Source organism: Bifidobacterium asteroides (assembly GCF_003202695.1).
GTDB lineage: Bacteria > Actinomycetota > Actinomycetes > Actinomycetales > Bifidobacteriaceae > Bombiscardovia > Bombiscardovia asteroides_G.
This window is the reverse complement of record NZ_QGLL01000006.1, coordinates 134,869-154,318: the sequence shown is the minus strand read 5'-3', so window position 1 is coordinate 154,318 and position 19,450 is coordinate 134,869. Positions and strand designations below refer to the sequence as shown.

General features: G+C 60.8%; 21 protein-coding genes. 8 read left to right on the top strand and 13 right to left on the bottom strand.

The window, feature by feature from the left end; all coding sequences use genetic code 11:
- Positions 1–44: 44 nt before the first annotated feature.
- The 11 genes from typA to msrB all read right to left on the bottom strand — a co-directional run bounded on the left by typA (position 45) and on the right by msrB (position 11,929).
- Positions 45–1,964, bottom strand: coding sequence for a translational GTPase TypA (gene typA, locus DKK75_RS02630; RefSeq protein WP_110451914.1), 1,920 nt, complete (start codon positions 1,962–1,964; stop codon positions 45–47).
- 115 nt (positions 1,965–2,079) lie between these two features.
- Positions 2,080–2,742 (bottom strand): SMC-Scp complex subunit ScpB, encoded by a 663-nt coding sequence (gene scpB / locus DKK75_RS02625; protein WP_110451913.1) that lies wholly within the window; start codon positions 2,740–2,742, stop codon positions 2,080–2,082.
- Positions 2,739–3,542 (bottom strand): segregation and condensation protein A, encoded by an 804-nt coding sequence (locus tag DKK75_RS02620; protein WP_110451912.1) that lies wholly within the window; start codon positions 3,540–3,542, stop codon positions 2,739–2,741. The genes scpB and DKK75_RS02620 overlap by 4 nt, the downstream gene beginning before the upstream one ends.
- The gene (locus tag DKK75_RS02615) at positions 3,539–4,378 is read right to left on the bottom strand and encodes a ParA family protein (protein WP_110451911.1); all 840 of its coding nucleotides are present in this window, start codon (positions 4,376–4,378) and stop codon (positions 3,539–3,541) included. The genes DKK75_RS02620 and DKK75_RS02615 overlap by 4 nt, the downstream gene beginning before the upstream one ends.
- A 45-nt stretch (positions 4,379–4,423) precedes the next feature.
- Positions 4,424–5,374 (bottom strand): site-specific tyrosine recombinase XerD, encoded by a 951-nt coding sequence (xerD, locus tag DKK75_RS02610; RefSeq protein ID WP_181414429.1) that lies wholly within the window; start codon positions 5,372–5,374, stop codon positions 4,424–4,426.
- 106 nt (positions 5,375–5,480) lie between these two features.
- Positions 5,481–7,244: a spermidine synthase gene (locus DKK75_RS02605; RefSeq protein WP_258333125.1), complete on the bottom strand. Its 1,764-nt coding sequence runs from the start codon at positions 7,242–7,244 to the stop codon at positions 5,481–5,483.
- Between the two features lie 118 nt (positions 7,245–7,362).
- The gene (gene rplT / locus DKK75_RS02600; RefSeq protein ID WP_110451910.1) at positions 7,363–7,746 is read right to left on the bottom strand and encodes a 50S ribosomal protein L20; all 384 of its coding nucleotides are present in this window, start codon (positions 7,744–7,746) and stop codon (positions 7,363–7,365) included.
- Positions 7,747–7,794: 48 nt separating this feature from the next.
- A complete protein-coding gene (rpmI, locus tag DKK75_RS02595; RefSeq protein WP_015021617.1) occupies positions 7,795–7,989 on the bottom strand; it encodes a 50S ribosomal protein L35 in 195 nt (64 codons plus the stop codon).
- Complete coding sequence (gene infC, locus DKK75_RS02590; RefSeq protein WP_110451909.1) at positions 7,970–8,683, bottom strand: translation initiation factor IF-3; 714 nt, start codon at positions 8,681–8,683, stop codon at positions 7,970–7,972. The genes rpmI and infC overlap by 20 nt, the downstream gene beginning before the upstream one ends.
- Before the next feature lie 235 nt (positions 8,684–8,918).
- Positions 8,919–10,808: an asparagine synthase (glutamine-hydrolyzing) gene (gene asnB, locus DKK75_RS02585; RefSeq protein WP_110451908.1), complete on the bottom strand. Its 1,890-nt coding sequence runs from the start codon at positions 10,806–10,808 to the stop codon at positions 8,919–8,921.
- Between the two features lie 140 nt (positions 10,809–10,948).
- The gene (gene msrB, locus DKK75_RS02580; protein ID WP_375314995.1) at positions 10,949–11,929 is read right to left on the bottom strand and encodes a peptide-methionine (R)-S-oxide reductase MsrB; all 981 of its coding nucleotides are present in this window, start codon (positions 11,927–11,929) and stop codon (positions 10,949–10,951) included.
- A 169-nt stretch (positions 11,930–12,098) separates the two neighbouring features.
- Here msrB and DKK75_RS02575 point away from each other — a divergent pair, with 169 nt between their 5' ends.
- The 5 genes from DKK75_RS02575 to gap all read left to right on the top strand — a co-directional run bounded on the left by DKK75_RS02575 (position 12,099) and on the right by gap (position 15,709).
- A complete protein-coding gene (locus tag DKK75_RS02575) occupies positions 12,099–12,836 on the top strand; it encodes an AzlC family ABC transporter permease (RefSeq protein WP_181414428.1) in 738 nt (245 codons plus the stop codon).
- The gene (locus tag DKK75_RS02570) at positions 12,833–13,189 is read left to right on the top strand and encodes a branched-chain amino acid transporter permease (RefSeq protein ID WP_110451906.1); all 357 of its coding nucleotides are present in this window, start codon (positions 12,833–12,835) and stop codon (positions 13,187–13,189) included. Before DKK75_RS02575 ends, DKK75_RS02570 begins: the two co-directional genes overlap by 4 nt.
- 41 nt (positions 13,190–13,230) lie before the next feature.
- Complete coding sequence (locus DKK75_RS02565) at positions 13,231–13,998, top strand: thiamine diphosphokinase (RefSeq protein ID WP_181414427.1); 768 nt, start codon at positions 13,231–13,233, stop codon at positions 13,996–13,998.
- 40 nt (positions 13,999–14,038) lie between these two features.
- On the top strand, positions 14,039–14,464 hold the full coding sequence (locus tag DKK75_RS02560) for an arsenate reductase family protein (protein ID WP_110451904.1): 426 nt from the start codon (positions 14,039–14,041) through the stop codon (positions 14,462–14,464).
- A 189-nt stretch (positions 14,465–14,653) separates the two neighbouring features.
- Entirely contained in the window at positions 14,654–15,709 is a 1,056-nt protein-coding gene (gap, locus tag DKK75_RS02555) for a type I glyceraldehyde-3-phosphate dehydrogenase (RefSeq protein ID WP_110451903.1), read from the top strand.
- Positions 15,710–15,782: 73 nt separating this feature from the next.
- Here the strand turns inward: gap and DKK75_RS02550 are convergent, their stop codons facing one another.
- Positions 15,783–16,379, bottom strand: a complete 597-nt coding sequence (locus DKK75_RS02550) for a DedA family protein (protein WP_110451902.1) — start codon at positions 16,377–16,379, stop codon at positions 15,783–15,785.
- Between the two features lie 80 nt (positions 16,380–16,459).
- Here DKK75_RS02550 and ybaK point away from each other — a divergent pair, with 80 nt between their 5' ends.
- Entirely contained in the window at positions 16,460–16,966 is a 507-nt protein-coding gene (gene ybaK, locus DKK75_RS02545; RefSeq protein WP_110451901.1) for a Cys-tRNA(Pro) deacylase, read from the top strand.
- On the opposite strand, the gene DKK75_RS02540 is transcribed toward ybaK, so the two are convergent.
- Complete coding sequence (locus tag DKK75_RS02540) at positions 16,952–18,043, bottom strand: 4-hydroxy-3-methylbut-2-enyl diphosphate reductase (protein WP_110451900.1); 1,092 nt, start codon at positions 18,041–18,043, stop codon at positions 16,952–16,954. The genes ybaK and DKK75_RS02540 overlap by 15 nt on opposite strands.
- Positions 18,044–18,215: 172 nt before the next feature.
- On the opposite strand from DKK75_RS02540, the gene DKK75_RS02535 reads away from it, so the two are divergent.
- Together DKK75_RS02535 and DKK75_RS08355 are read left to right on the top strand one after the other, a co-directional pair.
- Complete coding sequence (locus DKK75_RS02535; protein ID WP_110451899.1) at positions 18,216–19,184, top strand: aldose 1-epimerase family protein; 969 nt, start codon at positions 18,216–18,218, stop codon at positions 19,182–19,184.
- 85 nt (positions 19,185–19,269) lie between these two features.
- Positions 19,270–19,344, top strand: coding sequence for a 50S ribosomal protein bL37 (locus tag DKK75_RS08355; protein ID WP_099327425.1), 75 nt, complete (start codon positions 19,270–19,272; stop codon positions 19,342–19,344).
- Positions 19,345–19,450 lie beyond the last annotated feature (106 nt).

The following is a 19,450-nucleotide window of genomic DNA, read 5'->3' as shown; positions in this document are numbered from 1 at the left end:
ACCGCGGGACGGCCGGGTCGGACTAGTCTGATGATGAGAGAAGATTACTTCTTGTTGGCCCTGCGCTGACGGGCGTTCCACTTGTACCAGGCATCCCTGTCCAGGATGATCTTGCGCACACGGATGGACTCGGGGGTCACCTCCACGCACTCGTCATCGTTGGCGAAGTCCAGAGACTCCTCCAGGCTCATGTCGATAGGCGGGGTCAGGGTCTCCAGCACGTCGGCTGTGGAGGAACGCATATTGGTCATGTGCTTCTCCAGGGTGATGTTGATGTCCAAATCGCCGGGTTTGTTGTTGATGCCCACGATCTGCCCCTCGTAGACGGGCGACTGGGGCTTGACGAAGAAGTCTCCCCGGGCCTGAAGCTTCTGCATGGCATAGGGGCTGGCCTTGCCCGAGCGATCGGAGACCATGGATCCGTTCTGCCGGGTCTTGATGTCGCCTGCCCAGGGAGCGTAGCCGGCGGAGATCGACGAGGAGATGCCGGTGCCGCGGGTGGCGGTCAGCAGAGCAGTGCGGAAGCCCAGAAGGCCACGGGAAGGCACCGTGAACTGCATCCTGACCCAGCCGGAACCATGGTTGGTCATGGTCTCCATGCGGCCCTTGCGATCGGCCATGAGCTGGGTGACTGCGCCCATGTATTCCTCGGGCACGTCGATGGTGTCGGACTCCATGGGCTCCTGAAGCTTGCCGTCAATGGTCTTGGTGACCACCTGGGGGCGGCCCACAGTCAGTTCGTATCCCTCACGGCGCATCTGCTCGGCCAGGATGGCTAGTGCCAGCTCGCCACGACCTTGTACCTCCCAAGCGTCGGGCCGGTCGGTGGGCAGCACCTTGATGGAGACATTGCCGATCAGCTCGCGGTCCAGGCGATCCTTGAGCATGCGAGCGGTCAGCTTGTGGTCCTTGCCCTCAGTGCCAGCCAGGGGCGAATCATTGGTGCCGAAGGTCATGGAGACAGCCGGGTCGTCAACATGGATCAAAGGCAGAGGGCGGGGATCGTCCTGGTCGACGATGGTCTCGCCGATCATGATGTCCTCAACGCCAGCTACTGCCACGATGTCGCCAGGGCCTGCCTCATCCACGGGGAAGCGCTGCAGGCCCTTGGTCCGCAGAATCTCGGTCAGCTTGAAGTTCTCTATGGACCCGTCCACGCGCGACAGGCCGTACTGGCGGCCCTTGGTCAGGGTGCCGTTGTAGATGCGCACTAGGCCCAGACGCCCCAGATAGTCGGAGGCGTCGATGTTGGTCACATGGGCCTGCAGGGGCGCACCCTCCTCGTACACCGGGGCGGGAATATTGTTCAGAATGGCTTCGAAAAGTGGCTCCAGATCGTCGTTGTCAGGCACGGCTCCATCAGCTGGCTGATTCACAGAGGCCTTGCCGGCCTTGGCTGCGCAGTAGATCACTGGCAGATCCAAGAGGGAATCCAGGTCCAGATCCACTCCTTCCTCGCTCACGTCCTGGGCCAGGCCAAGAAGCAGATCGGTGGACTCTGAGACCACCTCGGAGATGCGGGCATCGGGCCGATCAGTCTTGTTGATGACCAGAATGACCGGCAGCTTGGCCTCAAGGGCCTTGCGCAGGACAAATCGGGTCTGGGGCAGGGGGCCCTCTGATGCATCCACCAGCAGGACCACCCCGTCGACCATGGAGATGCCGCGCTCCACCTCGCCGCCGAAGTCAGCGTGGCCCGGGGTATCCACCACGTTGATGGTGATGCCATCGGGCTCGCCCAGTTTGGCGGATAGAGGACCTGTGTACTTGACGGCGGTGTTCTTGGCCAGGATGGTGATGCCCTTCTCCCTCTCCAGGTCGTTGGAATCCATGACCCGGTCGGGCACCTCCTCCCGCTCCGAGAAGACGTGCGACTGCTGCAGCATGGCATTGACCAGAGTGGTTTTGCCGTGATCAACGTGTGCCACAATCGCCACATTTCGTATATCGCCGCGTACCGCCATCAAAACCTCATTCTCGTGAATGCTTCCTCATGCCCGCTACCGTCCTTCTGTCGGATGGCACGGTCCCGGAATTGGACAAACAGAGACAAGTGTAACCGCTTTGGATGACAGACGATCACTGCTCCACGCCCTTGGGCGAACCCTGAGCCGGATCCGGAGACTGAAGCTGGTCGGACAGCTCCTGGCGGGCCTCAGCCAGAGCCGAGTCCTCATCGGGCAGGAAGGGGGCTAGGGATGGGAGGTCCTCCAAGGATTGCAGGCCCATCCGCTCCAGGAAGAGGTCAGTGGTGACCAGCAGCGCGGCGTGGGTCTGCTCGTCAAAGCCCTCCTCGCGGACCAGGCCGCGCACCAACAGAGCCCGGATGACCCCGTCCGAGTTGACCCCGCGGATCTGTCCCACCTGGGCTCGGGTCATGGGCTGGCGATAGGCCACGATGGCCAGGGCCTCCAGGGCTGCTTGGGAGAGCCGAGCCGTCTGTCCATCCTTGACGAAGGCTGCCACGACAGGCTGGTAGGCGGCCCGGCTGGTCAGCTGCCAGCCCCGGGCAGTCCGACGCAATTCAAATCCTCGATCGCTATAGAACTCGGCCATCGATTCCAAGGCGGCACTGACCTGGTCAGCATCCACGGCCAGCACCCGGGAGAAGTCCTCTGCAGTCAGCGGCCGATCCGTGGCAACCAGTATGGCTTCCAGGCAGGAAGAGAGTCCACCGGGAAAGTCCTGCACGTCGAAGTCCACGTACTCGGGACGGGTGTCAGGAGCCGATGATTGGCTCATGCGAAGTCCCCCTCACTGATCAAGGCCGTTTCCGACTTCCGGGTCGGCCCTACCCAGCGTAGATAGAGCGGCTGATAGGGACCATCCTGATGATACTGGATCAGCTCCTGCCGGAAGAAGATCAGCACGGCCAGAAATCTGGCCACCACCTGCGCTCGACCCTTTGAGGAAGCGACCAGATCGGCGAAGGCCACCGGGTGACCGGGCTGCGCCAGGAGGGCCCGGCGAACCTGGTCGGCCTCCTTGTTCAGATCTACCAGTGGCACATGCAGCTGATCCAGACGAACCTGGGAGGCGGGAGCGTTGACCAGAGCATTAGCGCAGAGCAGGGCCAGGTCCTCCGGTTTCAGCGTCCAGACCAGATCAGGCAGCAGATGAGCCAGCTGAGGCTCCAGATGGCCGGGATGCGGATAGCGGCCGGAGTTGGCGGCCAGCCTGGCCCGGAAGTCCTGCCCTGCCTGCTTGAAGGCCCTGTACTGCAGGAGTCTGGCGAAGAGCAGATCACGCTCCCGGAGGGCGTCCATTGAGGCCTGGTCGCGCATGGACTCGTCCTCCACAGGCAGCAGAGCGGCGCTCTTGGCCTCCACCAGAACCGAGGCCACGTCCAGGAAGGCGCTGGCCTGGTCCAGTCCCTGACTGAAGTCCAATGTGCGTACATAGCCCAGGAACTCCCCGGTGATGGAGGCTAGCGAGACCTCCGTCAGGGAAAGCTTTCGGTTGGCCAGCATGCCCAGCAGCAGATCGAAGGGTCCCTGGTAGACATCCAGGTCGACGGCGAAGCCGTCCGTTGATCCCCTCACGCCACGATGCCGCGGTCGATCAGCTCCCGGGCGACCTCCCGATACTCCTTGGCGGTCTTATGCTCGGGGGCGAACATGGTGATGGGCTCGCCGGCCACCGTGGCGTCGGGCAGCTTGATGGACCGGCTGATGATGGAGTGCAGGACCTTGTCCTTGAAGGCCTCATAGATACGCTGAAGCACCTCGTCAGAATGCAGGGTCTTGGTGTACATGGTGACCAATACCCCATAGATCTGCAGGTCGGGGTTGATGCGGCTACGGACCTTCTCAATGGATTGCATGAGCAGGGCCACACCGCGCAAGGCGAAGAACTCAGCCGCGACGGGAATGATGACCCCGTCCGCAGCAGTCAGTGCATTGACCGTCAGCAGTCCAAGCGAGGGCTGGCAGTCGATGATGATGACGTCATACTCCTGACGCAGAGGCCGAATGGCGGCCGACAGGGCCTGCTCTCGACCGACCTCCGTGACCAGCTGAATCTCAGCGGCCGACAGATCGATATTGGCCGGGATAATGTCCAGACCGTCAAAACGAGTGTGCCGGACCACCTTGTGGACATCCAGGGACGAATCGAACATGGCGGTGTAAATGGTGTTGTCCACGCTGTTGGCGTTGATGCCCAGACCCACGGTAGCCGCGCCCTGGGGGTCAAAGTCCACGATCAGAACGCGTCGTCCATACTGGCACAGGGCTCCAGCGATGTTGATGGATGATGTGGTCTTGCCCACGCCGCCCTTCTGGTTGCACATAGCAAGGACACGGGCCGGGCCGTGCTGTTTCAAAGGCTCCGGGGCAACGAACGTCTCATATTCGCGCCCTAACAAATCCGTAGGCATGCCTCTACCCTATCAAGTTTCCGACCGCATTCGCGGGTTGGCGGGTCAACGGGCACGGGGATGGGCCGTCTGGTAGGTCTCGATCAAGGCCTGAGGGCTGACGTGTGTGTATATCTGCGTCGTGGTCACCGAGGCATGGCCCAACAGCTCCTGGACAGAGCGCACATCGGCTCCTCCCTCCAGCAGATGAGTGGCAAACGAGTGCCGCAAGGTATGAGGATGCAGGGGTCTATTCAGACCTGCCCGGCGGCCGGCATCCCTGACCACCTGCCAGACGGTTTGTCTGGTCAGCCGCTTGCCTCGTTTGTTCAGGAAAACGGCCCGCAGCTCCCTACCCTTGGCGGCTCGATCGCAGAGGCTGGGCCGCCCCATATTCAAGTAGGCCTCCATGGCCTGGCAGGCGTAGGAGCCTATAGGCACCAGACGCTGCTTGTCGCCTTTGCCGGTCAGACGGACCACCCGCTCGTGCAGGTCCACGTCTTCCAGATCGGCGCCCACGGCCTCCGAGACCCGGCAACCGGTGGCGTACATGAACTCCAGCAGGGCTTTGTCTCGCAGGACCACAGGATCCTTGGACCCGCCCATGGCGGCCACATCCAGCAACCGGGCCACCTGTTCCACGTCCAGCACATCCGGCAGGGCCGAGGTGCCCTTGGGAGCCTTGACGGTACGGGAGACATCCTGGTCGGTCACCCCCTGCTTGAGAGCGAACCGATGCCACTCATGGACCGCAGCCATCCTTCGTGAGCGACTGGCTGGACTCTCACCAGCCAGATGGGCCAGAAAACCCTCCACATCGGCGGTTTGGATCTGCTCAAGACAGGTGATGCCACGACCGGACAGCCAGCTGACGTACATGCTCAGATCGGAACGATAGGCCTTGACCGTGGCAGGGGCGAGACCCCGCTCCAGGCCGGTATAGGCCAGGAACTGATCCAGCAGTTCAGTCAGTCCATCCTGCTGATCGGACGATGACGAAAGGCCTTTGCCGTCCACTCCCGCTCAACCTCCGGTTCTGTTCATCAGTGCTGGTCTCAGGCCACATTCTAACGCTCTGCCCCTCTTCCCTGCCTCCAACGCGCTTGGCATAAAGACGGATCGCTTAAGAGATCTCCTTGATCAGCCCCTGGATTCCTTTTTGCTGAAGAATGCGTCGATATGGGCCGGCCTCCCTGGTGATGATTCCGTCAATTGCGTGCATGCCCAGCAGCTCCACAGGCGCATTGTCATCGGTCAATATTCTCCCCTTAGAATCTTGAACCGCGCTCAGACGCGAGCTAACCTTCTCCATCATGTCCGACAAATCCGGATCAGGGCTGACCCTGGCGGCAGCCTCCGCCAGAAGGTCAGAACCCGGATAATCCCTCATAGGCTCCTTCTTGTCCCCTCCTCCTGAGACCGAAGACTTCCCTGAAGTCGGGTGACGTGCAAAAAGCTCGCGATTGGTGGTCTGAGGCACGTCGGCCGTCAGGATTGCATTGGCTCCGAAGACCCTGGTGATGGTACTCGTCAGGGCTGCATTGATGGACCCCTGACCGTCGTCGATCATGTTCATGTTGACCACCATGACCCCGCCAGGATTCAGGTGATCCCTGACCAGGTCGAAGAACTCAGTTGAGCTCATCTGAAAGGGAATGGTGATGTCCTGATAGGCATCGACCATGATCAGATCGTAGCGCTGGCTATTGGCTGCCAGCCAGGCCCGACCATCATAGGTGGAAACCGGAATGTCAGCAGGCTGATCGAAATATGTGAGGGCCAGGTCGCTGATGGTCCGGTCGATTTCCACCCCTTGGATGGCCATCCGAGGATAGTACCGCTTCAGCTGCCGAGCGTAGGTTCCGGTCCCCATCCCCAGGATCAGGGCAGAGCGGGCCTGTTCAGCCATGAGCGGTGCCGCCAGAGCCGTGTCGTAGTACATGCCGGTCATCCCGGGATGCTTCATGGTCACTGACTGGACGCCAAAAAGGACGTTGGTGGAAAGGATGGTTCTGTCCGCCAGGGTTTTGACCTGCAGATAGTTGTAAATGGACTCGCCTTCATAGGCCAGACCCTTCTGCCAGAAGGCGAACCCCGTCATCGGCGACAGGACGGCCGAGACCACAAAGGCCGCCGTGGCCATGAAGCAGATCAAGCGGTGCACATGGGAGAAAAGAAAGTAGACCAAGGCCACCAGAAGAAGTATTCCGGAGAAGATCAGAAAGGTGACGAAGGTCCCCACGGCTGGAATGGTCACGAAAGTAGGTAGGAAGGTGCCCAGGATGGAGCCTACGGTGTTGCAGGCGCTGAGCCGACCGACCACCGAAGCATTGTCGTCCAAGGAGACAGTGGCGCTCTTGACCAGGCCGGGGGTGATGGTGCCCAGGAGGAAGAGGGGCGGAACAAAGATGATCAGGCAGGAGATGAATGCCGCCAGGACCAGGAAATTTGCAGAGACGGCCACGATCAGCAGCCCCGAGATCAGAATAATCAGATACTTGCCTACCAGGGGGATCAGGGCTATCCAGACGGCAGCGGCCATAATGCACAGGTAGAGCCTGTCAGGGTCGGGGTTCCTGTCGGCCCAGCGCCCACCGACGACGGCGCCCAAGGCCAGGGCGATCATGATGGTCCCGATGATGATGGTCCAAACGATCTGGGAGGACGAGAAGTATGGAGCCAACAGACGAGAGGCACCCAGCTCGGCGGCCATGACGGCCATTCCCGAGAAGAACTCCGTGACATAGAGAAAAATCCTGGACCGAAGAATGGGGCGCGACTGATTGATTTTGGTCAGCTTAGAGGTGCCACCGCTTTGTGATGGGTTGGCCTGACCTGCCGATTCTGCCGATGCAGCTGATGCATCTATGCTTTGATCATCGTTCATAGCAGCTCCCGGCATCATTGTCGTCAATCAACTTACCGTCCCCCTGAGCAATGGTCAACTATGCAAAGAACCTCGCTAAAGGCGAGGTTCTTACAATGCGCTGCCTGGCTTCGCTGACTCAGGCAGCGACCGGAGCGTTCACATCGGCAGGCAGGGCCTTCTTGGCCTCGGCCACGATGGCGTTGAAGGTGTCGATGTCGTTGACGGCCAGGTCAGCCAGGGCGCGGCGGTCCAGCTCGATCCCGGCCAGGCGCAGCCCCTGGATGAAGCGGTTGTAGGTGATTCCCTGGGCGCGGCATCCGGCGTTGATGCGCTGGATCCACAGCTTGCGGAAGTCGCCCTTGCGGGCCTTGCGGTCCCGGAAGTTGTATGTATATGAATGAAGCAGCTGCTCCTTAGCCTTGCGGTAGAGACGGGAGCGCTGGCCACGGTAGCCTGATGCCCGCTCCAGGACGACCCGACGCTTCTTATGCGCGTTGACAGCCCGCTTGACTCGTGCCATAGATATTCCTCAGCTTTCTAAAATCTCACTCGACGCGACAGCGCCCGCTCAGCGGGCCAGCATCCTCTTCATGTTCTTGGACTGGGTCGGAGCGAGCACCTCGTCAGTGGACAGGTGACGACGCTTCTTGGCCGACTTGTGCTCCAGATTGTGGCGCATACCGGTCCCGGCGTGCATGAGCTTGCCCGAACCCGTGGTCCGGACGCGCTTGGATGCGGCGGAGTTACTTTTCATCTTCGGCATTGCTGCCCTCCTTGGATTTCATCTGCTTGGGAGAAGTATTGCTGGATCCCGCGTGTTCTTGGACAGTGCGCGCAGTCTCCTTTTCGTCAGCCTTGGCAGCCAGATGAGCCGCCTGACGGGCTTTGCGCTCAGCACGGGCCTGGCCGCCACGCCGACGCTGCTCGGACTGGGTGTGGACCTTTTTGCCCTTGGGCGACAGTGTCATGATGATGTTACGCCCCTCCTGCTTGGGGGCGAATTCAATGGAGCCTAGATCCGCGACATCGTCAGCCAGCTTGCGCAGGAGCTCCACGCCGCCGATGGGCCGGGACTGCTCGCGCCCACGCAGCATGATAGTGACCTTGACCTTGTCTCCTGCAGACAGGAAGCGGCGCACATGCCCCTCCTTGACCTCGAAGTCATGGTCGTCGATCTTCAGTCTGAAACGGATCTCCTTGATCTCCGACATGCTCTGATTGCGGCGCGCCTCACGAGCCTTGATCTTCTCGTTGTATTTGAACTTGCCGTAATCAATAAGCTTGGCGACCGGAGGCTTGGCCTTGGGCGCAACCTCGACCAAGTCAAGATTGGCCTCCTTGGCCAGGTTGAGGGCGACGGAGGTCGCAATGATTCCCACCTGCTCGCCGTTGGGCCCGATCAGGCGTACCTGAGACACTCGTATATCGTCGTTAATCCTTGGTTCGTCGCTAATGATGACTCCTTCTCAAATACCACAACATCCACTGCCAGGCGAAGGACCCATGGGTTTCGAATATGACCGTCACAGCCGTATGGCGCTGAAACCGCCAATGTCTGCATCTTAATGATGACGGCCAGCCGTCATCGACGCAGGTCGAACCCGAAGCCATGGAAGGCTCCCAGGTGGGATCATCCGCTTTCTTGATTTCTCAAGCCGTGTAGCAGTATAGCACAGCCCTCAAGACAGACCGCTAGGCTTGAAGATCCAGCAAATCTGGCTTGGTCCCGTCGTGTATGAAATAGACGTCATACCAGGTCAGGAAGGAGTAGACAGTCCAGATCTTGCGGCGGGCGTCGTTGCGCTTGGCATAGTTGTCGTCCAGCATGCGCAGCAGAGCCTCCTGGTCAAAGAACTCGCCCACCCACTCCTGCTCGAACAAGCTACGGATCAGCTTATAATAACGCTTCTGATGCAGCCAGTCCCGGATGGGCACGGGGAAGCCCAGCTTCTCCCTGGAGGACCACTCCCTGGGAATATGGCGGTCTGCAGCCTTGCGGAAGATGAACTTGGTGTTCTGATCAGTAATCAGGTATTTGGTAGGCACCTTCTCAGCCACATCCATCAGCTTGCGATCCAGGAGGGGAACCCGCAGCTCCAAGGAGTGGGCCATGGTCATCTTGTCGGCCTTGAGCAGGATATCCCCGGGCATCCACTGATGCATATCCAGATACTGCTTCTTCTTGATCTCGGACAGGCTGCGCCCCTTGAGACGGGAATATATCCTTCCTGTGATCTCGTAGACCCGTGGAGCCTTGCGATAAGCCGGCTTGAGCAGTCTGCCGGCCTCGTCCTCGTCAAAGACCTTTGCCTGACCGATGAAGTTCTCCTCGGCAGGAGCCAGGCTGGCATACAGGTGCCAGGCCCCGTGGAAGTGCTTGCCCTTGGCCCAGCGTCCAATAGCGTACCGGGCCTTGCGGGGCAATCGGCCCAGAAGGCGGGTGACGTCCTTGATGATGCGCGAGCGCGTATGCACACCGTAGTCTATGTAGCCAGCGAAGAGCTCGTCGGCGCCCTCCCCGCTCAGGACTACGCGCAGGTCTCGGCTGGCCAGCTCGGAAAGGAAGAAGAGCGGCACGCAGGAAGGATTCGAGTCTGGTTCGTCCATGTACCACTGGATCTGCGGGAAGTAGCTGAAGGCCTGGTCGCCGTCCAAGGACTCAGCGGTGTTGTTGAGCTTGAGTATGGATGCCAGCTCGCCTGCCTGGTCGGACTCGTTGTAGGTCCCCTTGCCGAAGCCGATCGAGTAGGTATGACGGGGGCGTGCTAGGGCTGCGACATAGCTGGAGTCCACCCCTGAAGAGAGAAAGGAGCCTACCTCCACATCGGCTACCTGGTGGGCCTTGATCGAATCCTGGACAGTCTGGTCGACTGAGTCGACCAAGTCCCTCAGATTCTGCTTGCTCTCTCCGAATGCCGGGTCGTAATACTGGTGTATGTCCATCTTCCCGTCCCGGAAGGTGAACCAATGGCCCTCGGGAAGTTTGAATACTCCCTTGAAAAAGGTTTCGGGGAGCGCCGAGTACTGGAAGGTCATGTAGGGACGCAGGGCCTGGGTGTTGAGCTCCTTGCGGAAGTCCGGATGCTGCAGGAGGCTCTTGATCTCCGAAGCATACATAAAGGTGCCGCCCATCTGGGCGTAATAGAAGGGCTTGATGCCGAAGTGATCCCGGGCTCCGAAGAGCTCGCCGCGGCCGCGGTCCCAGATGACGAAAGCGAACATGCCACGTAGGTGGTTGACCACCTGGTGACTCCACTGCTCGTAGCCGTGCAGAATGACCTCGGTGTCCGACTCGGTGGAGAAACTGTGGCCCAGATCGATCAGTTGGCGGCGCAGTTCGCGGTAGTTGTAGATCTCCCCGTTCATGGTGATGGCCATGGAGGAATCCTCGTTGAAGATGGGCTGGTCTCCGCCCTGCAAATCGATAATGCTGAGGCGCCGAAAGCCCAAGGCCACCCGTCCGTCGACGAAATGACCCTCGTTATCAGGGCCACGGTGAGCGATGATGTCCGTCATCCGCTTAAGCACGGTCGTCTTTTCCTCGGCAGAGGCGTCGTTAACGAACCCAGCAATCCCGCACATTGGCCTAGCTCCTTATTGGTCCACCATCAGCCCACAATAGACCAAATGGACAGCAGAAAAAAACAAGAGGACCTTATGCGTGGACTAGACCGGAACTCCCATGGACTGGAGACTCCGGCATGCCGCCGAAAGCAGAACTGTCAGCGTGCTGCCGCGTCCACTAGGGGCAGGTAGTCTCCGTAGCCCTCTGCCTCCATCCGGTCCCGCGGCACGAAACGTAGGGCGGCGGAGTTCATGCAGTAGCGCTGCCCGCCACGGTCAGCCGGGCCATCGTCGAAGACATGCCCCAGATGGATGCCGGTCTGTGCCGTCCGTACCTCGATCCGAGGCCGGCCCAGCAACTTGTAGTCCTTGCGGTTGACCAGCAGTTGAGGGTCAATGGGCTTGGTGAAAGCCGGCCAGCCACAGCCCGAGTCATACTTGTCGGCCGAGGAGAAGAGCGGCTGCCCGCTGACAACGTCCACATAGATGCCCGGGCGGAACTCTCCGTCGTAGGCGTTGGCGAAGGGCCGTTCGGTAGCCGAATGCTGAGTCACCTCGTAGCTTTCAGGGTCCAGGGACCAGATGCGCTCGATGTAGCGCTGGCGGGAGGCAGCGTTGGCAATGGCATCCAAAGGGATGTGACAATATCCGTCGGGATGCTTGAGCAGATAGTCCTGGTGGGACTGCTCAGCCGGATAGAAGTTGATCAGAGCCTCCACTTGCACAGCGGGTTGACGGCCGGTCCTGCGCTCCAGCTCCTCCAAGGCGCGACGAAAGACGGGCTCCTCCTGCTCGCGATGCTCGGGATCCCAATAGAGGCCGCTGCGATACTGCCTGCCTCGGTCGTTGCCCTGCCGATCCACCGAGAAGGGGTCAATCAGATCCAGCAGAAGCAGGGTCAGTGTTCGCAGACTGACCATCTGAGGATCGTAGGTCAGCCGCACGCTCTCCACGGCATCGGTGACACCGCTGCAGACCTGCTCATAGCTGGGGTCGGGCACTGTGGACTGGGCATATCCCACCTGGGTGTCGATGATCCCGTCCACCTCCTGGAAGAACCGCTCAATGCCCCAGAAGCATCCCCCCGCCAGGACGACTGTGGCCGGGTTGCTGGTCGAAATCTTGTTCTCGTCCATGATCCCTCCTCACATACCAGCGCCTTTCACTGGGCTCAACATGGGCCGAAGAGCACCTATTCCGCCCCTGTCGCGTCTTAACAGCCTTCTCACATTGTCGACCAGCCTGCTCCTGCACCGCAAGAGGCGATTATCATGTGACCATCTCCAAATCGAAGCCAGGAGGCAGATCATGCAGCCAGCGCAGGAAGACGCAGATGAAGATGCGAAGCCCTCCGGGACCATTCTGGGCTCTCTGGCTGCGGCCTTTCCCCGGACCCTGCCCATCATGGCCGGATTCCTGGTGCTGGGGATCTCCTACGGTTTTTTGATGACCAGCCGCGGATTCCCGGTGATCTATCCGCTGGCTATGAGCGCCTTGATCTACGCCGGATCCATGGAGTTCGTGACCGTGGATCTGCTCATGTCCACCTTCAACCCCTGGGGCGCACTGATGCTGACCCTAATGGTCAATGCGCGGCACCTCTTCTACGGCCTGGCCATGCTGCCGGTCTTTCGAGGAACGGGCCGTAAGAAGCCTTACCTGATCTTCGGCATGTGCGATGAGACCTTCGCTCTGGAATCCGCTGAGCCTCACCCGGCAGGAACCGACAAGGGCTGGTACCTGTTCTTCGTCACCCTGCTCAACCAGATCTACTGGGTTGGAGGCGCCACTTTGGGCGCTGTGCTGGGCAACCTGGCGAACTTCGACACCAGGGGGCTGGATTTCGTGCTGACCGCCATGTTCCTAGTCCTCTTTCTGGAGCAGTGGCGGCAGGCTGAAGCCCGCCTGCCGGCCATGATTGGTCTGCTGGCCTCGCTGGCCTGCCTGCTGGTCTTCGGACCCGATCGATTCATCATTCCATCCATGACGGTCATACTGATCGTCTTTATCCTGCTGGACTTCCGCAGCCGCAAGGAGACCTCATGACCACTGCACAGCAACTGATCACCATAGGCATTGTGGTCCTGGGAACCATGGCCACCAGATTCCTGCCCTTCATAATCTGGCCGGAGGGGCGTCGGCCGCCGGCACTGGTGACCAGGCTGGGACGTCTGCTGCCAGCCGCTGTCATGGGTCTGCTGGTGGTCTATTCGCTCAGGCACACCAACCTGGTCGGAGGCGACCACGGGATCTATGAGGCACTGGCTCTGCTGGTCACGACCCTAGTCCACCTACACTGGCGGAACATGATGGTCAGCATTGCCTGCGGCACCCTGACCTACATGGCCCTGGTCCAGGGTTGGCTGGCCTTCCTGGTCAGTCTGGCTGGTCTGGGATGATGGAGGCGCCTCCAAAGGACGAGCGCAGAAAGAAGAATCTTATGCAGGATGTCGGTCAGCCGGACCGTACGAGCCAAGCGGGTCAAGCGCCGCTCTGCCGGATTTGGGGCGCCGGCCAGTACTTTGGAAAAGAGACGACTCGCGGCGGACAGGCCCTGGTTATCGCGGCGGACGGTGGACTTGAGCCGGCTCTGGAGCACGGGGACGAGCCCGTCCTGGTCGTGGGGGACTTCGACTCCCTGCCCGCTGGCAGCCGAAGGCTGCGCACCGACATCCCTCGACGCGTCCTGCCTGCTGAAAAGGACGATACGGACCTGCTGGCAGCAGTCAAGGTTGGCTGGCAGCGCGGTTGCCGACAATTCCTTATATATGGCGGCTTGGGCGGACGCATGGATCATACGCTGGCCAACCTGAATCTGATCCATCTGATTGCCGCCAGCGGAGGCCGGGCCGAACTCTGGGGCCAGGGAATGCTGGTCACGGCCCTTGGCTCCGGAAGTCTGGATTTTCCCGCCTGGGAATGCCCGCCCAGGTCCATGGTCTCCGTCCTGTCGGCCGACGACCAGGCTCTGGGCGTAGTCGAACAGGGCCTCAAATACCAGACGGACGACATGACCATGACCAACCAGCAGGTGAACGGCGTCAGCAACGAGTTCCTGCCCGGCAGACCGGCCCACATAGCCCTGAAGCAGGGAACGGTGTTCGTCACCTATCCCACTTCAGCACCCGCGCCAGTCTGGAGCACCAGTCTGGAACCCAAGGCCAACCTGGGATCCTTGGAGACCCGGCCCTCCCAGCGGTTGGCCTGAGCCCGCTTGACCTGCAAGCCCTATCCGGAAAGGAAGACCTATGACAGCAGCATCAACCGCGCAATCAGCGATCCCGACAGTCGAACACCCGCTCTTCATCTGCTACAGCCGCTGTTCCACCTGCGCCAAGGCCCGCGCCTGGCTGCGTGATCACAATGTGGACTTCACCGAGCGTGACATCAAGGAGTACCGCCCCACCCAGGAGGAACTGTCCGACTGGCTGGACATGAGCGGCCTGCCCATCCGACGATTCTTCAATACCTCGGGTCAGGCCTATCGCAGCCAGGGGCTGAGCAAGCGCCTGCCGCAGATGGATACGAAGCAAGCTCTGCAGCTGCTGTCCACCGATGGCATGCTGGTCAAGCGTCCCATCCTGCTGGATGGCCGGCATGTCCTAGTCGGATTCCGTCAGCAGCAGTGGGAGGATTGGCTGGCCGATACGAACGAAAATTCTCACAATTCTTGATCGTTTTGTTGTGCAAACAAACAACAAAACCTACCAATAATTTTGTTCGTTTTTTCCTCGGCACAACCCGTGTAATCGCTTGCTATAAGTACACAGGGTTCTATAAACTATGAGATGTTATCAGTAATCGGCCATATACGGTCCGGTAATTTTTGTGCTGTATACGGCCAATCTCCAAGGGAGAATTGAATGACAGTAAAGATTGGCATCAACGGATTCGGACGTATCGGTCGTCTGGCCTTCCGGCGCATCTTTGAGCTCCAGGCCCGTGGCGGCGACGCCTCCAACATCGAGGTTGCCGCCATCAACGATCTGACCACCCCGGCCATTCTGGCCTATCTGCTCAAGTACGACAGCACTCAGGGCACCTTCCGTCACGACGACGGCACCCCTGTCTCGGTCACCTCCACCGACACCGCCATCGTGGTGGACGGCAAGGAGTACCCGGTCTACGCCGAGAAGGATGCCAATAACATCCCATGGGTGAAGAACGACGGCGTCGACTACGTGCTGGAGTGCACCGGCTTCTACACCTCGGCCGAGAAGTCCCAGGCCCACCTGAATGCCGGAGCCAAGAAGGTTCTGATCTCCGCCCCTGCCAAGGACGACACCACGCCCACCGTGGTCTACGGCGTCAACCAGGAGACCCTGAAGCCTTCCGACAAGATCATCTCCGCCGGTTCCTGCACCACCGGATCTCTGGCCGCTATGGTCAAGATGCTGGATGACAACTTCGGCATCCGCATCGGCTATATGACCACCATCCATGCCTACACCGGCTCCCAGATGCTGCTGGACGGCCCCAAGGGCAACAAGCCGCGCAACACTCGCGCCGCCGCCATCAACACCATCGAGCACTCCACTGGTGCCGCCAAGGCCATCGGCAAGGTCGTTCCCTCTGTTGACGGCAAGCTGCAGGGCCATGCGCAGCGTGTGGCCGTTCCATCCGGTTCCGTCACCGAGCTGACCTGCGTCCTGGACAAGAAGGTCACCGTCGACGAGATCAACGACGCCGCCAAGAAGGCCTTCGAGGGCAAGGACTACTTCGGCTACAACGACGAGGGCATTGTCTCCTCCGACGTGATCGGCGACACCCACGGCGGCATCTTCGATCCCACGCAGACCGATGTCAACACCCACGGGGACGATCAGCTGGTCCGCACCGTTGCCTTCTACGACAACGAGTACGGCTTCACCAGCAACATGATCCGCACCCTGCTCTACTTCGCCGAACTGGGCGACTGAGCATCCAGCCGGTTCTTCCGGATATAGCGATTACGGGGTCCGTTCCCTACGGGGGACGGACCCCTTGCTGTGATCAGCGCCTCCGGGTGAGCGCCCGCATGGCCAGGTCGCAGACCAGGCCGACGACCATGCCTGCCAGAAAACCGATGGCCATGACGGCCAGAGGATTGTTTTCCAGCCAAGAGGCAGCCAGATATCCCAAGGTCCACATATAGATCGACCAGAGCAGACCGGCCAGTGCAGCCAGGGGCAGGTAACGGCTCAGCGGATACCGCGCCGCCCCGGCAGTCAGATTGACCACAGTCCGGCCCGAGGGCACGAAACGCGAGGCCAGCGTGAAGAAGCCACCTCCCCGCAGCAGAGCCCGGTGAGCCCAGGAAGTCACTGCCTTGCCTGCTGCCCCGCGAAAGACGGCCAGACGATTCAGCGGGACCAATCGCCCCAGCTCATAAGTGCAGGCATCGCCGCCCGCAAAAGCTAAAGCGCATACTAGGAAGACCAATACGGGCAGGGGTCGACCAGAAGCTCGAAAGGCTGAAGCCGTGGCCAGGACCATAAGCTCCGTGGGTATGGGAATGATCAGGGCATCCAAAAAGGCGGCCAGGAAAAGCACGGCCAGCCCCCATCCGCCCGTCACCGCATCGAGCAGCCAGGCATTGACTGCGGTCATGGACTACCCTTTCCGCGCAAGTGGCGCTAAAGACACCCCCTAAAAGCCTATGTAAACGGTCAGTACCTTAGCATGGAGTCATGAGCAAGAAGAAAAGGGCGGACTCGGAGGCTGCGACTCCGGCCATGGCCCAGCTGGATCGTCTGGGGATTCCATTCACCATTCACGAGTATCATCACAGCGCCGACCATATGGACCAGGGGTACGGCATCGAGGCGGCCAAAAAGCTGGGCCTGGATCCGCGCATGGTCTACAAGACCCTAATGGCTGACACGGGCAAGGAGCGGGTCATCGGCATTGTACCGGTGACCGGCCACCTGAACCTCAAGCACCTGGCAGCCGCCGTAGGAGCCAAGAAGGCACGCATGGCCGACAAGGCCCAGGCCGAACGGGAGAGCGGATACGTCCTGGGTGGCATATCGCCTTTCGGCCAGCGCACCGCACACATGACCGTGCTGGACCAGGGCGCACTGGAATTCGACACCATCATGGTCTCCGGCGGCAAGCGCGGCATCAGCCTGGGACTGGATCCGCAAGATCTGATACGGGTTCTCAAGGCCAAAACCGCGCCTCTAGCCACTGACTGAAGAGTTCGTCAGCCCTGTGGCTGGCCCAACCTTCCTGGACACCCGTGCAGAGCGCAGGGCGGCAGGCAGGACGAAATGCATATGCTCCTCGACTGCCCGGGCTCTAGTCACCTGGGTGAACCCCCGAGAGGCCAAGGTCTCCAGCACCGCCTGAACCAGATGCTCGGGAACCGAAGCACCCGAAGTGAGCCCCACGGAATCCATGCTCTGCAGCCAGGCGGGATCGAGCTCACCAGCATCGTCTACCCGATGAGCCCTTTGCCCGCCCTGACCTGGAAAGCGGACCTCCAGGGCCTGACGGGCCACCTCGACCAAACGCACCGAGTTGGAGGAGTTGGCCGACCCCACTACAATCATGCAGTCCGCCTGGCCCGCCACCATCTTGACAGCCTGCTGCCTGTTCTGCGTGGCGTAGCAGATGTCGGATCCCGGCGGCTCCTCTATCCAGGGGAATCGTAGACGCAGGGCCGTAGCCAGATCGGCGGTCTCATCCAGGCTCAAGGTGGTCTGGGTCAGCATGACCAGCGGCGTGTCCGGCCCGAAGTTCAAAGCGTCGATATCGGCCTCATGCTCCACCAGGTGAACCCGGTCCGGGGCCTCCCCCATGACTCCAATAGCCTCGTCGTGCCCCCGATGGCCTATATAGATGATCGAGTAGCCGTCCCGCACGAAGCGCTGAACCTCCCTGTGGACCTTGCTGACCAGGGGGCATGAGGCGTCAACCACGCGCATCCCCCGCCGCTGGGCCTCCTTGACCACCGAGGGAGCGATTCCATGAGCCGAGAAGACCACGGGCACCCCGGCACGAACAGCCCGCTCGGGAATCTGGTCCAGTTCGTCCACGAACACGGCCCCTCGCTGGGTCAGATCCTCGACCACATGCCGGTTGTGGACTATTTGCCGTCGCACATAGACCGGCGGCAGTCCCTGGTGGGGGTTGTCCGCATCCAGGATGGTCTGCACAGTCTGGATGGCCCGGTCCACCCCTGCGCAGAACCCGCGCGGATCAGCCAAGACGACGCGCCCCTGCCCCTGCTGGGTCGGCTGTTCGCACACGGTGGTCCGAAATCCTGACACTGCCGCTCCTTATCGATGTCAATCCGGACGGTCCCGGACGCTGCAATACCATGGTAGAAAGCCAGGGCGGAACCCGGAAGCCCATCTGCCACTCTTTCACCAAGAAGCCAAGACCGCTCAGGCGCTAGGATGGTGGCGTACCAAGCATCAACGGCACTATGGAAGTGGGAGCATGCACACGAACAAGATGATGGGCGGGGCCGTGCCCCGGACCGGACAGCAGTACAGCATCCGTCACGGGGACTACGAAGCAGTGGTGACCGAGCTGGGAGCCATCCTGCGTGTCCTGAAATACCGGGGAAAGGATCTGCTTGCCTCATTCGACCCGGATGGAACCGTACCATGCAGCAACGGGAACGTCCTGGTCCCCTTCCCTAACCGCATCGAGGACGGCACCTACGACTTCCAGGGCCACACCTACACTCTGCCCATCGACGAGCACGACCGGCGCACCGCCATTCACGGCTACGGATACCGCGCCTATTGGCACTTGCAGGTCCTGGCTGAGGACTCCGTCAGCCTATCCTGGCGGGTGCCCGATATGGCCGGATACCCCTTCGATGTCGTGGTCACTGTTACCTACACCCTGGACGACCTGGGGCTGACCATGACCACCCGAGCCGTGAATCTGGGTGACGAGGCCGCGCCCTGGGCCTTCGGCATCCACCCCTGGCTGTCCAACGGCAAGCAGGGCATCGGCGACCAGATCCAGAAGGACAACGCCCCCTGCACCCTGACCATCCCCTGCAGCACCCATGTGGTGGTCGATCCGGACAGACTGCTGCCTACCGGCACCGAACCCGTCCAGGGACGAACTGATCTGCGTCAAGGCACTGTGCTGGGTGAAGATGCAGCCTTCGACGATGCCTGGACCGATGTGGAACGTGATGACGACGGGACCTGTTCGGCCTGGTTCACCAGGCCGGACGGCATCCGCATTCAGCTCTGGGGCGATGACACCATCACCTCCTGGCAGGTCTGCACTGGGACCGGCTTCTACGCCGACATGCGCCCGGCCGGCGTTGCCGTGGAACCCATGACCGCCTACGCCAATGCCTTCCGGACAGGCCGGAACCTGGTCATTCTGCAGCCTGCTGCCGTCTACACCACCCAGGTGGGATACCGGGCGCAACAGATCTGAAAGGCCTAGCTGGTCGACAACAGTCAGCCCGGTGTGCGATAATCGACAAGGTTTATCGGATTATCAGTAGCAAAGGAGACCAATCATGGGCATGCGCGGACGCAAGCGCAGGGATCGCCGCAAGAAGGCCGCCAACCACGGCAAGAGGCCGAATACCTGATCGTCTGCCCCGGCACCAATGGTGCCGGGGTCTTGCATATATAAATAAAAACCATGGCTGCATAAGCACGACCATGATCTCTGCAATAGTCTGACAGGACTCCTGA

Coding starts and splice junctions, on each gene's coding strand:
- DKK75_RS02570 (WP_110451906.1), top strand. CDS start 12,833: ATGACCACTGCACAGCAACTGATCACCATAGGCATTGTGGTCCTGGGA.
- DKK75_RS02560 (WP_110451904.1), top strand. CDS start 14,039: ATGACAGCAGCATCAACCGCGCAATCAGCGATCCCGACAGTCGAACAC.
- DKK75_RS02575 (WP_181414428.1), top strand. CDS start 12,099: ATGCAGCCAGCGCAGGAAGACGCAGATGAAGATGCGAAGCCCTCCGGG.
- typA (WP_110451914.1), bottom strand. CDS start 1,964: ATGGCGGTACGCGGCGATATACGAAATGTGGCGATTGTGGCACACGTT.
- rplT (WP_110451910.1), bottom strand. CDS start 7,746: ATGGCACGAGTCAAGCGGGCTGTCAACGCGCATAAGAAGCGTCGGGTC.
- DKK75_RS02565 (WP_181414427.1), top strand. CDS start 13,231: ATGCAGGATGTCGGTCAGCCGGACCGTACGAGCCAAGCGGGTCAAGCG.
- asnB (WP_110451908.1), bottom strand. CDS start 10,808: ATGTGCGGGATTGCTGGGTTCGTTAACGACGCCTCTGCCGAGGAAAAG.
- DKK75_RS02615 (WP_110451911.1), bottom strand. CDS start 4,378: ATGCCTACGGATTTGTTAGGGCGCGAATATGAGACGTTCGTTGCCCCG.
- scpB (WP_110451913.1), bottom strand. CDS start 2,742: ATGAGCCAATCATCGGCTCCTGACACCCGTCCCGAGTACGTGGACTTC.
- DKK75_RS02605 (WP_258333125.1), bottom strand. CDS start 7,244: ATGAACGATGATCAAAGCATAGATGCATCAGCTGCATCGGCAGAATCG.
- gap (WP_110451903.1), top strand. CDS start 14,654: ATGACAGTAAAGATTGGCATCAACGGATTCGGACGTATCGGTCGTCTG.
- ybaK (WP_110451901.1), top strand. CDS start 16,460: ATGAGCAAGAAGAAAAGGGCGGACTCGGAGGCTGCGACTCCGGCCATG.
- DKK75_RS02550 (WP_110451902.1), bottom strand. CDS start 16,379: ATGACCGCAGTCAATGCCTGGCTGCTCGATGCGGTGACGGGCGGATGG.
- DKK75_RS02535 (WP_110451899.1), top strand. CDS start 18,216: ATGCACACGAACAAGATGATGGGCGGGGCCGTGCCCCGGACCGGACAG.
- rpmI (WP_015021617.1), bottom strand. CDS start 7,989: ATGCCGAAGATGAAAAGTAACTCCGCCGCATCCAAGCGCGTCCGGACC.